Raw genomic sequence first — 13255 nt, forward strand, 5'->3', positions numbered from 1 at the left:
TGATATCCCCCGTCTTTACTAATTGTTGTTATAAGTTAAATTATTTATTGTTACGTTCTGCACTAATTTGAAGATATGCGTTCACAAAGCGGAACATTTTTTGTGCTTGTGGATCTTTTAGTAATTTTAATAGACCGAATAGGCCGATAACTTCAGTACTTTCGTCAGCACGATCTTTCGCTTCGATTGCAGTTGCCGCCATGCTTTTCACTGTATCTTTTACAGGTTCTACAAGCTCTGTAATTGCACCAACAGTGTCGCTTTTTAATACTTCATCAGTAGCAACAGTTTGAGCGAAGTCATAAGACTTAGTTAAAATGTTAACAAGCTCAGTTAATTTTGGAAGCTGTTCTACTAGTGTTGTTAATGATTCTTGTACCTCAGGTTTTAACAACTGATCAAGTACATCAAGTTGTCCTTGGCTAGCAGAAATTTGTACAGTTTCTTGTTCTGGCTTTGTTTGAGTCATAGTTTCTGGCATCTCCAATTCTCCTTTACGATAGCAATACTCTTATTTTTTATAAGTAAGATAGTAAACGTTTACGAAACTTTATGCAAAGTTTCACAAAACACAATAAAATGCCTTTAAATTTATGACAGCAAGTAAGCTGCAAACATAAATCTAAAACCATAACGTCTTACTTATTATTTATGAACTGTCCGATATATGGCTTGTCCGCATAATGGAAAAGCTCCGTTACCGGAAAGTGTATATAATATATATCCTATATTATATACTATATACACCTATGTTAACATAAAAATGATTCCTAATTATTTGATATTGAGTGTATAACGTAGTGCTGACAAGGTATGAAAGCGTATAAAATATTTTGTTTCAGTTAGAAATGTACATATATATATAGAAAAAAAGGAAAAAACGAACAAATTCATGTTCGTTTTTTCCTTTTTCCTATTATTCACCTTCTGCAATTAGCATCGATGTGTTACCTTCTTTTTCAAGATGGCATTCGCCCCAAGAACAAAGAGAGTCAAGAATGGATTCTAAAGACCAACCGTAGTCGGTAAGAGAATATTCTACTTTCGGTGGGACTTGGTTGTATACTTTTCTTTGAATGACCCCGTCGTCTTCTAATTCACGTAATTGCTGCGTTAACATTTTTTGTGTAATACCAGGCATTGAGCGTTTTAATTCACTCGTTCTCTTTGTACCTTTCGTTAAGTGACAAAGAATCACAACTTTCCATTTGCCGCCGATAACTTCTAAAGTCGCCTCTACAGGAATATTGTATTTCTTCATATGAACCCCTCCCTTTTTGAGTAAAGTAAGTTTAATAATACAAATGTTACTTTTTAGTACCTATAGCACTTTAAAGTACGTACTTTTTATTATGTTAAATATGTTTCATAATAGCACATGTAAGAGGCAAATGAGTAGTACGGTACCAAAAAGTGACTATGTTACTTTTTAGTGCCTATCGTACTTTAAAGTGCGTTCTTCAAAAAAGGAATGAAACCATTCATAATAGCATTTGTAAGTATGAAATATATTTTTTAGAAGATAAAAGGGCCTTTTTATCATACTATTATGATTGGATTTCTTGTAATAAGGAGGAATTCAATTGAGTTCATATACAGTACCATCTTCGGAAGCTCAGACGAGCCGAAGAAGTATGTTTGCTTTATTAGCGCTAGCAATTAGTGCGTTTGGGATTGGTACGACCGAGTTTATTAGTGTCGGTTTACTACCATCTATTTCAAAAGATTTAAATGTTTCGGTTACAACAGCCGGTTTAACGGTTTCCTTATATGCGTTAGGAGCAGCGGTAGGAGCTCCTGTTTTAACAGCGTTAACGGCTAGTATGTCGCGAAAGACATTATTAATGTGGATTATGGTTATTTTCATTATTGGTAATGGCATTGCGGCGGTAGCAACAAGCTTCACTGTATTAATTATCGCAAGAATTGTATCCGCGTTTGCACATGGTGTGTTTATGTCAATTGGATCTACAATTGCAGCTGCAATCGTACCAGAGAATAAACGTGCTAGCGCAATTGCGATTATGTTTACTGGATTAACAGTTGCGACTATTACTGGTGTGCCAATTGGAACATTTATCGGTCAAGAGTTTGGCTGGAGAGCGTCATTTATGGCGATTGTCGTAATTGGAATTATTGCTTTCATCGCAAACAGTATACTCGTCCCATCTAATTTAAAAAATGGTGTACCTGTATCGTTTCGTGATCAATTTAAATTGATTAAAAATGGAAGACTATTACTTGTTTTCATTATTACTGCACTTGGATACGGTGGTACATTCGTAACATTTACGTATTTATCACCCCTATTACAAGAAGTAACAGGATTTGAAGCAAGTACCGTTACTATCATTTTATTAGTGTATGGAATCGCAATTGCGATAGGGAATATGGTTGGCGGGAAATTATCGAATCATAATCCGATTCGAGCGCTATTTTACATGTTCTTTATTCAAGCGATCATATTATTTGTTTTAACATTTACAGCGCCATTTAAAGTAGCTGGATTAATCACAATTATTTTCATGGGACTATTCGCATTTATGAATGTTCCAGGGCTACAAGTATATGTAGTTATATTGGCAGAGCGCTTTGTTCCAAGTGCGGTTGATGTTGCTTCAGCAATTAATATTGCCGCATTTAACGGAGGAATCGCTTTAGGTTCTTATATAGGTGGCCTTGTAACGAATTCGTTAGGATTAATCCATACTGCTTGGGTAGGCGGTCTTATGGTAGTAGGTGCCGTGATTTTAACAGCATGGAGCATGACATTAGAAAAAAGAGATCAAGTAAAATAAAAGGAGAGAAAATAAAATGAAAAACTTACAAAGTAAAGCAGTATTAAATAACGGTGTAGAAATGCCTTGGTTCGGTTTAGGTGTATTTAAAGTAGAAGAAGGACCAGAACTTGTAGAAGCAATTAAATCAGCAATTAAAGCAGGATACCGCAGCATCGATACAGCTGCAATTTACGGAAATGAAAAAGCTGTAGGTGAAGGAATTCGTGCAGGTATTGAAGCGACTGGTATTGCAAGAGAAGAATTATTTATTACTTCAAAAGTATGGAACGCAGATCAAGGATATGAAACAACAATCGCTGCATACGAAGAGAGTTTAAAAAAATTAGGACTAGATTATTTAGATTTATATCTTGTTCACTGGCCTTCAGAAGGAAAATATAAAGATACATGGAGAGCGCTAGAAACACTTTATAAAGAAAAGCGCGTACGTGCAATTGGTGTAAGTAACTTCCAAATCCATCACTTACAAGATGTAATGAAAGATGCAGAAATTAAACCAATGATTAACCAAGTAGAATACCACCCTCGTTTAACACAAAAAGAACTACAAGCTTTCTGTAAAGAACAAGGTATTCAAATGGAAGCATGGTCACCACTTATGCAAGGTCAATTATTAGATAATGAAACATTACAAGAAATTGCTGAGAAACACGGTAAAACAACAGCACAAGTGATTTTACGTTGGGATCTTCAAAACGGAGTAATTACAATTCCAAAATCAACGAAAGAACACCGCATTATTGCAAATGCTGATGTATTTAACTTTGAATTAACAAAAGAAGACATGGAAAAAATCGATGCGTTAAACCAAAATCACCGCGTTGGTCCAGATCCTGATAACTTCGATTTCTAAGATTAAAGTAAGAAAGAAAAAAGAGTGCTTTTATGCGCTCTTTTTTTTGCATAAAAATATTTTCTAATTAAATACTACTTAGTATTAAGTTTGTTATTAAGGGGCTGTAAACATGAATATAAAGCAATCGTTCAAACTTTTAGCTATGTTTTTAAGTGTCTTATTTGTATTATTCCCACTTCAAAAAGCATTCGCAGAAGTGATGGACCATACAAAGTATGAAATGGATTGGAGTTATAGTAAGTCCAAGAAGAAGCCAATTCGAACAGAGCTTATTAAAACGGCAGATGGCAAAATTGCTTTTTGCTTAAATGTAGATTTGAAATCTCCAAGCGGTCAAGATTTACCGGAAATGGGGAAAGTGGATATTAATGTGTACCGTGTACTATTGAATGGATATCCACAAAAGAGTCCACAAGAATTAGGAGTATCTGATTGGAGAGAGGCGCATTACGCAACGCAGCTTGCAGTGTGGAATGCGTTAAAACAAATTGATGTTAATGATTTAGACTTCCGTAATAAAAATGTAGAAAAGGTAACGAAAGATATCGTTGCAAAAGCAAGTGCTAGTGAAGAACTACAAGAAATTACGATGAGTGTAACTCCTACAGAAGAACAAGAAGCAGTCTTAAAAAATGATTTCTTTGAAACAGGCTTATATACAGTAGAAACAAATGCAAAAAGCGGAACGTATAAAGTGCAAGCAACAGGTGCACCAGCGGGCGTGAAATTTGCAAATGAAAAAGGCGAAACAAAAACAGAATTTAATGTAGGAGAAAAGTTCCGCATTTTAATTCCGAAACAAACACCAGCTGGTGGATTTAGCTTTAAAGTATCAGGAAATTTAACGAAATTACAAGGGATTGCGCATAAAGGTACACCGACTATTCAAAATGCAGTAGTATTACTTGAGCGTAGTGAAGAAAAAACAAGTCCAGAGTTAGCGGTAAGTTGGAAAAAGGCTGAGGCTCCAAATAAGCCATATACTCCAAATGAACCGCATAAACCGAATCAAAAGAGATAATGAGAAAGCATTGGCGTATGCCAATGCTTTTTCATTCGTTTGAACTTTTGCCGCGAAAAGAGTTAGAATTAGTTTATTTTGGCTTCATTACACCACTGTAAAGTATAATGAAAATGAGAAATTAGAAAGAGAGAGAATTATGGCTCTTCATATTTATAAAATAACGAATGAAAATCGAAATGAAATTGCTAATTTGAAAGTAACCAGAGAACAGCTTGAATTTATTGAAAGTACAGTTGCAGAATGTTTAGTCGATGTTGATACGAAATATAAAGGCGATGCTGCTTCATTAGGGTTTTATGATGGTGACACGCCAATCGGATATGCGATGTACGGTTGGTTTGAAGAAAAAGAGAAGGCTGTATATTTAAATCAATTTATGATTGATAGTAATTGCCAAGGTAAAGGTTACGCAAAACCATTATTACATTTGCTAATAGAATACTTACAAAAAGAATATGATCGAAAAGTTATATATTTAAGTATACATCCAGAGAATAGACTTGCCCAAAAATTATATGAATCAATTGGATTTCATTTAACTGGTGAAATTGAAGGTGAATGGATAAATGGAAAAGGATTTATAATGAAACGTATACTGAACTAATAAAAACCTGTCAAAAAGAGTAGCGTCTTTTTGATAGGTTTTTATTTTGAAATAATATTAAATACGATTAATCGTAACGTTAAGATGATAGGTTTTTATTCACAAAATTGTAATATTATTCTTGGTTGAAGTCTATCAAATGTAGGAAAAAGCATGTAAAATTCAGTTGAAAAAACTACCTATAGATGGTCATATATGAAGAAAATGTAAGATTTTATTGTCGCTCATGTTTTTAGATGTATAGATGACAAGACTGAAAAATATCTATTACTATTCTTTTTTTATGTAGAAAGAGAACTCGTCACAAGTAGAGAAGTGAGGAGGATACAATACATAAAAGCTTTACAATGTAAGAAAGTGAATATGTGGAAAGGGATGCGGTAGTAATAGATATAGGTGCGAGAGATCTTAGTCTGTACATTAAATGTTTTTATAAAGATAATAGGATTTTTAATTAAATGGATATATGTAGGATGGTTTGTCTAAAAAAAGAATAGAGGACACAGATTATGTCAAAGAAGAAAAAGAGTAGGGTATTAGTAGCTGGTGTTTGTTTAGCTACGTTATTAACACCATATGGTCTTGAAGTGCCTAGGGTGTATGCACAGATGTCACTTGCAAATATGGAGAAACAGCAAGAAGAGCGAGTGTATCAATTGTTGCCAAAAGGTGACGTGAAAGAGATACGTGACTTGCATAAACGTCAATTTAGTTTTTCTCCATATGAACCAACAGGTATTTATGCAAAACCAGGTGAAGAAATAGTTATTCAAGTAGGTGGCAATCAGCAAATTAAAGCTTATATTGGTACATATTCTTATAAAAATGAAAATGTATTAGGAGGACCTATCGAATTTAATTTAAATCCTGGTGAGAACAAAATTTCTTCTCCAAAGGGTGGGTTATTGTACTTTTATAATTACAATGATTCAGGTGAAATAACTGCTAAAGTGGAGAAAGGTGGAAGTACAAATCCTTTATTTATTTTAGGGAAACATACGACAGAAGATTGGAAGCGTATGTTGGCAGAGAATCCTAACCCTTATGCAATAGAGATGAAGGGGGAAAATAGTTTATTGACTATGCACCCTGAAACTGTGAAGGAACATTTGAAGCAAGCAGATCCAACTGAGTTACTAAAGAAACATGATGAAATCATTAATATAGAAAGTAGAATATCAGGTTTATCAAAAGATGGTGTAGGTGCTACGAATAGGGGCAAACATTATATTCATTTCGTGGAAGATTGGTATACAAAAACTCATATGTACGCTATGGAGTATAGAACAGCCTATTCAAAAGGAAGTTTAAAACCAGTATTAGATGTAGAAGAATTAAATGCTAATGGATGGGGCCCTTGGCATGAATTAGGTCATCAACATCAGCAGGATCCTTGGTTATGGAATGGGCTTGGAGAGGTAACTGTTAATATTTATTCTTTAGCGGTTCAAACTACATTTGGGCATAAAACGAGATTAGAAAAAGAAGGGCGTTATGAAGCTGCATTTGCATATTTAGGTAAACCGGATGCGCAAGAGAAAATGGGGGTATTCGAGAAATTAGTTATGTTTTGGCAGCTGCATTTAGCTTATGGAGATCAATTCTATCCGAAACTGCACCAAATGTACCGTATGTTACATGATGTAGAAATGCCTCAATCTGATGAAGAGAAAAAGCAGATGTTTATTTATATGACGTCCAAAGCAGCTGGACAAAATTTAATTTCTTTCTTTGAAAAATGGGGATTAACTCCAAATGATGATACAAGAGAGAAAATAGAGGGATTAAATTTACCTAAATTAGAAAAAGAAATATGGTTATCGACAGATAGTAATCCAATTCGAGAAAAACAAACTGAGCTATATGAAGTTCCATATGGTGAGCCAAATGATACAAAAATACAAAATATAGCAGTTGGTACTACATATGATGAGAAAAAAGCAAACGAACTTGTACAAAATTTAGGAGAAAGTGTAAAAGTAACAGGTGTAATTATACAAGATAAACCTGGAATTGGAGAAAAAACTGTAAAAGTAGAAATTATAGATGAAAAAGGGAATAAAAATTTAATTCCAGTTTTAGTGAATGTTGGCTACGAAAATAGTATAGTCTTCCAGGGCAATGGTGATGCGATACGTTCTATCGTAACTGTGAATCATAATACGAAAAAGCTACAGACAACATTTACGGATGCTAAAGTTCATTATCGTTTTGAGAATGAAAAGTATATGGGAATCACGCTATATGATCAAAATGGAAACGAAAAGAAAGTTATTTCGCTAGAAGGGCAAGAGAGTTCGAAAAACTTTGCAGAACAGTTAAATGGTATAGACTTTGCATATGGTGATGTTGTGGAAGTGTATCATGCAGAATCAGAACGATTAAACTGGTATCAAAATAACGAGTTTGTAGGTAAGGGAAAAGGGGAAGCAGAACAAAAGTTATATTTCAAAATAACAGAGCATGGTTTCGAAAGAATGGAAGCGCAACAAGAAGTAACAGCAGTCCCACAAAAAGTAGTAATCGGAACAGACGTTGAAAAATTAGATGTAAAAAACTTTGTTCAAGTGAAGGATGGAGAAGTAGTTGGATTTGTAGAAAAACCGGATACAACAAAAATCGGTGAACAAAAAGTGAAAGTAGAAACGAAAGATCGTTTTGGAAATAAGAAAGTGACGGAAGTACCATTGGAAGTAATTTATGGCGATAGCTTAGTCTTCCAAGGTGATGGTAATAATACGCGTTCTATCGTAACTGCGGATCATAATACGAAAAAGCTACAGGCAACATTTACGGATGCTAAAGTTCATTATCGTTTTGCGAATGAAAAATATATGGGAATCACGCTATACGATCAAAATGGAAATGAAAAGAAAGTTATTTCGGCAGAAGGGCAAGAGAGTTCGAAAAACTTTGCAGAACAGTTAAATGGTGTAGACTTCGCATATGGTGATGTTATTAAGGTATATCATGCAGAATCAGATCGATTGAAGTGGTATCAAAAAAATGAGTTTGTAAGTAACGGTAAAGGAAAACAAGAGTTGTACTTTAAATTAACGGAAAAAGGTTTCGAGAGAATGGAAGCGCAACAAGAAGTAACAGCAGTCCCACAAAAAGTAGTAATCGGAACGGACGCTGAAAAATTAGATGCGAAAGACTTTGTTCAAGTGAAAGATGGAGAAGTACTCGGATTTGTAGAGAAACCGGATACAACAAAAATTGGTGAACAAAAAGCAAAAGTAGAAACGAAAGATCGCTTTGGGAATAAGAAAGTGACAGAAGTATTTGTGGAAGTTACATATGGAGATAGCATAGTATATCAAGGTGTGTCGAATGTAACACGTTCAATTGTTACGTTAAACCACGCTGAAAAGAAATTACATGCAACATTTACAAATGAGGAGATTCATTATCGCTTTGTAAATGAGCAGTATATAGGCCTTACGATTTATGATCAAAATGGAAATGAGAAAAAGCATGTAACGGCAGAAGGACAAGAGACTTCAAAGAATTTTGCTGGGCAAGTAAATGGAACGGCATTTGAGTATGGAGACGTGTTGAAAGTATATCATGCGGAACCGAGTCGTTTGAATTGGTACAAAAAGAATGAGTTCGTTAAAAAAGAGGATGCGATGAAGGGGCAAGAAATATCCTTTAAGATTACTCAAAATGGATTAGAGCAAGTGCAATAATAAGAAAAAGCTCGTAAAACATAATGTTTTACGAGCTTTTTTTATTATTCAGCTTCAGAAACTACTGTGAAGCGTTCGTTTACGTGTTTTGGGTTTTCGATTTCATCAAGTGCTGCAACTGCGAAGTCTTCGTAACTTACGTAGCTATCACCTTTTGAGTTAACAAGAAGATTGTCTTTGCCAGATTTGTAAGAACCAGTGCGTTTTCCTAATGCGAATAGTGCAGAAGGGCTGATGAATGTCCAAGTGATATCATTTGTTTGTTGCAAGATTTCTAAGTTTTTACCTTGGTTTTGAGCTGTTGCAAGGTATTCGCCCGGGAAACCTGGTGTATCAAATACACGTGTTGTTTTTTCTTCGTCTACAAATAAGCTTCCTGCTCCGCCAACTACAAGTAATTTTGTATTTGGTGCACCTTTCACAGCTTCAATAAGTACGTTTCCTGCATCTACGTGAAGGTGTTCTTCGCCTGCTGGAGCACCGAATGCATTTACAACTACGTCAAATGCCTGCAGGTCGTTAGATGTAAGAGAGAATACATCTTTCTCTAAAACTTTTACATTGTCTTCTGTAATTTTTGCAGCGTTTCTTACGATTGCAGTTACTTCATGTCCGCGATCCAATGCTTCTTTTAAAATACGACTTCCTGCTTTACCAGTTGCTCCGATAATTCCGATTTTCATAATAAATCCCTCCAAAGTGTTTTGTTAAAGTGTATATCTGAAAGTAAATGAATTTGTTGTAATTAGGTTTGTTACAACCTGTTGTAATCATTATAGTTACAGGTTGGTATTTTTGTCAATAGGGTTGTTTGTGAATTTATTTTTTGTTTTAGTATGCACAGTTAGAGGGAGGGTAGTCAGTCATAAAGATATTGTTACTGTGAACCTGGCTAATATTTGGAAATTGCAAATTGTCGAAAAATGTTGATTTTTGAATGTTTTTTAAATATAATTCGTTTTATGGAGAAAAGGAGGGGGTTAATTGTATGAATATTTTAGAGCAATTTATTTCATCAACGAATACAATTCTTTGGTCATATATTCTTATTGCAATGTTAATTGGTTTAGGGCTTTATTTTTCTATTAAATTAAAATTCGTACAACTTACTCATTTAGGGGAAATGATTCGTTTAATGAGTGATGGACTAACTGGCAAGACACGTAAAAAGGGCAGCGTATCATCGTTCCAAGCATTTTGTATGAGTTCTGCAGCTCGTATTGGTATCGGGAACTTAGCTGGTGTAGCGTTAGCTATTTCTATGGGAGGACCTGGAGCTGTATTTTGGATGTGGGTTATTGCGATTATCGGTGCGTCTTCAAGTTTCGTAGAAAGTACGCTTGCGCAAATTTATAAAATAAAAGATGGCAGTGGCTTCCGCGGTGGTCCTGCTTATTATATGGAAAAAGGTTTAAATAAACGTTGGATGGGGATTTGGTTCTCTATTCTGATTACAATTAGTTACGGTTTAATTTTCAACTCAGTACAAGCAAATACAGTAACATTAGCGTTTGAAAATGCATTTGGCTTAGAGCGTTATATTGTTGGTATTGTATTAGCTGCATTAGTTGGGGTTATTATTTTTGGTGGTGTAAAAAGTATTGCACGTATGTCGGAAATGATTGTTCCGCCAATGGCGCTTATTTATATTGCAGTAGCTATTTTTGTTGTCATTAAAAACTTCTATTTAATACCAGATGTGTTTACGGAAATCTTTAAAGGTGCATTCGGTTTAGATTCAGCTGTAGGTGGCGGTATCGGTGCTGCGATGAAATATGGTATTCAGCGCGGATTATTTGCGAACGAAGCAGGTATGGGTAGTGCGCCGAACGCGGCAGCAACAGCTGATGTAACGCATCCAGCGAAACAAGGTTTTATTCAAACAATTGGAGTATTAGTAGATACATTCTTAGTATGTACATCAACAGCGTTTATCGTACTATGTTCTGGTGCATATAAAGCAACGAATTTAGAAGGTATTGAATTAACACAAAATGCATTAAGTTCACAAATTGGCCCATGGGCGAGCAGTTTCTTAGCGATTATTATTTTCTTATTTGCATTTAGTTCACTTCTAGGAAACTACTATTATGGTGAAACAAATATTGAATTCATTAAGCAAAGCAAAACGTGGTTAACAATTTACCGTATTGCGGTAGTTGGAATGGTATTATTCGGTTCTGTTGCGACGCTTCAAGTTGTATGGAATATGGCAGACTTATTTATGGGTCTAATGGTAATCACGAACTTAATTGCGATTACACTTCTTGGCCGATTTGCGTATGCAGCATTAGCAGACTATGTAAGGCAAAAGAAACAAGGAAAAGATCCAGTCTTCAGTGCAGATTCTATTCCTGGTTTAACGAATACAGAGTGCTGGGATAAGTCAGCGGTAACAGATAAAGAAAAAGCAGTGTAAATGAAAAGGCGAGCATCGAGGCAAATTCGATGCTCGCCTTTTTTGTTGTAGTAAATGATGAAAAGGGTGAGAGGTAATTATCAATATAACTTTTTTTGTTTGTTTCTCTCGTTATTTATGGGGAACGTACTATTTTAAAAGTATGACTGGTCGAAGAGGATAAGTGATTGAGTATTGGATAAATGCATGTAATAGCTATATTTTATGAAAAAAACACGTATGTTAAGAGAATTAACATACTCATGTCATAAAACCTTACATAAAGTTCTTGATTACTTAAAGTTTTTAGAATATAATTTTCTTATTGTTAGGAAGAGGGGGCAATACAAATATGGATTTTTTAGCTAGGGTAATTGGGGATGTAAATAATATCCTTTGGTCATATGTCATTATTGCGATGTTAATTGGGTTAGGGCTCTATTTTTCATTTCGTGTGAAATTTGTCCAAGTTCGTTACTTCGGTGAAATGATTCGTTTGCTTGGGGATGGAGCAAGCTCGAAAACGAGGAAAGCGCAAAAAGAGAAGAGCGGTGTATCGTCATTCCAAGCATTTTGTATGAGTACAGCTTCTCGTGTAGGTACTGGTAACTTAGCTGGTGTAGCTATTGCAATCTCAGCAGGTGGACCAGGAGCAGTATTTTGGATGTGGTTAATCGCGGTAATTGGGGGTGCTTCTGCATTTGTAGAGAGCACATTAGCGCAAATTTATAAAGTAAAAGATGGGAATGCATTCCGTGGGGGCCCAGCGTATTATATGGAAAAGGGTTTAAATAAACGCTGGTTAGGTGTTGTGTTCTCTGTTCTAATAACAGTAAGTTTCGGATTGATTTTTAACGCTGTACAGTCTAATACTGTAGCAGCTGCCTTTGATGGTGCATTTAAAACAGATAGCAGATTAGTAGGTCTTGTTATGGCTGGTTTACTTGCAGTTATTATTTTCGGCGGAGTAAAACGAATTGCTCGCGCGGTTGAAATGATTGTTCCAGTAATGGCAATTATTTATGTAGCAGTGGCATTATTTGTTGTTGTAACAAACATTACGGCAATTCCATATGTATTTAAAGAAATTTTCTTACATGCTTTCGGAATTAAAGAAGTAGTAGGCGGAGGATTAGGAGCTGCGATTTTATTAGGGGTAAAACGTGGGTTATTCTCAAATGAAGCAGGTATGGGTAGTGCGCCGAACGCAGCAGCGACTGCAAACGTAACGCACCCAGTTAAACAAGGTTTCATTCAAACTTTAGGGGTATTTACAGATACATTATTAATTTGTAGTTGTACAGCATTTATCATTCTTTTATCAGACGTGCATAATGCAGCTGATTTAAATGGAATTCAATTAACGCAGCAGGCGTTAAGTCAACATATCGGTCCATGGGCTTCTATATTTGTAGCAGTTGCGATCTTCTTGTTTGCATTTAGTTCATTAGTAGGTAACTACTACTATGGTGAAACAAATATTGAGTTCTTAAATGGAAGTAAAGTGCTATTAAATGCATACCGCATTGCTGTACTTGGTATGGTTATGCTAGGATCTGTAGCGACAATTCAAATCGTTTGGGATTTAGCAGATTTATTTATGGGAATTATGGCTGTTATTAACTTAGTAGCAATTGTATTCCTTTCTAAGTATGCTTTCGCAGCTTTATCAGATTATATTAAGCAAAAGAAACAAGGGAAAGATCCAGTCTTTTATGCGGAGTCTATTCCAGGTTTGAACAATACAGAGTGTTGGGATAAGCCAGCGGTAGCTGATAAAGAAAAAGCAGTATAATGAGGTGAGCATCAAGTGAAACTTGATGCTCATTTTTTGTTGGTTCAGCTATTTGTGTGAAGTGAAACTCCTGCTCATTAAAGTT

General features: G+C 35.3%; 10 protein-coding genes. 7 read left to right on the top strand and 3 right to left on the bottom strand.

Annotated elements, in window-relative coordinates; genetic code table 11:
* Nucleotides 1-40: 40 nt before the first annotated feature.
* Nucleotides 41-481 (bottom strand): DUF1641 domain-containing protein, encoded by a 441-nt coding sequence (locus tag MRP26_RS13910; protein WP_001115310.1) that lies wholly within the window; start codon nucleotides 479-481, stop codon nucleotides 41-43.
* Between the two features lie 435 nt (nucleotides 482-916).
* A complete protein-coding gene (locus MRP26_RS13915; RefSeq protein WP_000760481.1) occupies nucleotides 917-1261 on the bottom strand; it encodes a winged helix-turn-helix transcriptional regulator in 345 nt (114 codons plus the stop codon).
* Nucleotides 1262-1634: 373 nt separating this feature from the next.
* Here MRP26_RS13915 and MRP26_RS13920 point away from each other — a divergent pair, with 373 nt between their 5' ends.
* From MRP26_RS13920 to MRP26_RS13940, 5 genes are all read left to right on the top strand, one after another.
* A complete protein-coding gene (locus MRP26_RS13920) occupies nucleotides 1635-2798 on the top strand; it encodes an MFS transporter (protein WP_168410432.1) in 1164 nt (387 codons plus the stop codon).
* 16 nt (nucleotides 2799-2814) lie between these two features.
* Nucleotides 2815-3654: an aldo/keto reductase gene (locus MRP26_RS13925; RefSeq protein WP_000793526.1), complete on the top strand. Its 840-nt coding sequence runs from the start codon at nucleotides 2815-2817 to the stop codon at nucleotides 3652-3654.
* Nucleotides 3655-3766: 112 nt separating this feature from the next.
* A complete protein-coding gene (locus MRP26_RS13930; RefSeq protein ID WP_242806210.1) occupies nucleotides 3767-4678 on the top strand; it encodes a thioester domain-containing protein in 912 nt (303 codons plus the stop codon).
* A 139-nt stretch (nucleotides 4679-4817) separates the two neighbouring features.
* Nucleotides 4818-5285 carry a GNAT family N-acetyltransferase gene (locus tag MRP26_RS13935; protein WP_098390374.1) on the top strand — a complete coding sequence of 156 codons (468 nt, stop codon included), beginning with the start codon at nucleotides 4818-4820 and terminating at the stop codon, nucleotides 5283-5285.
* A 509-nt stretch (nucleotides 5286-5794) separates the two neighbouring features.
* Nucleotides 5795-8977, top strand: coding sequence for a putative mucin/carbohydrate-binding domain-containing protein (locus MRP26_RS13940; RefSeq protein WP_242806211.1), 3183 nt, complete (start codon nucleotides 5795-5797; stop codon nucleotides 8975-8977).
* 44 nt (nucleotides 8978-9021) lie between these two features.
* On the opposite strand, the gene MRP26_RS13945 is transcribed toward MRP26_RS13940, so the two are convergent.
* Nucleotides 9022-9660 carry an NAD(P)-dependent oxidoreductase gene (locus tag MRP26_RS13945; protein WP_075717273.1) on the bottom strand — a complete coding sequence of 213 codons (639 nt, stop codon included), beginning with the start codon at nucleotides 9658-9660 and terminating at the stop codon, nucleotides 9022-9024.
* 305 nt (nucleotides 9661-9965) lie between these two features.
* Between MRP26_RS13945 and MRP26_RS13950 the strand changes: the two genes are divergently transcribed.
* Nucleotides 9966-11396: an alanine/glycine:cation symporter family protein gene (locus MRP26_RS13950; protein ID WP_016123726.1), complete on the top strand. Its 1431-nt coding sequence runs from the start codon at nucleotides 9966-9968 to the stop codon at nucleotides 11394-11396.
* Between the two features lie 331 nt (nucleotides 11397-11727).
* The gene (locus MRP26_RS13955; protein ID WP_000346413.1) at nucleotides 11728-13170 is read left to right on the top strand and encodes an alanine/glycine:cation symporter family protein; all 1443 of its coding nucleotides are present in this window, start codon (nucleotides 11728-11730) and stop codon (nucleotides 13168-13170) included.
* The last annotated feature ends 85 nt before the right edge of the window (nucleotides 13171-13255 follow it).

Origin of the sequence: Bacillus sp. CCB-MMP212 (genome assembly GCF_022748145.1) — a bacterium.
In the GTDB taxonomy this organism is placed as follows: domain Bacteria; phylum Bacillota; class Bacilli; order Bacillales; family Bacillaceae_G; genus Bacillus_A; species Bacillus_A cereus.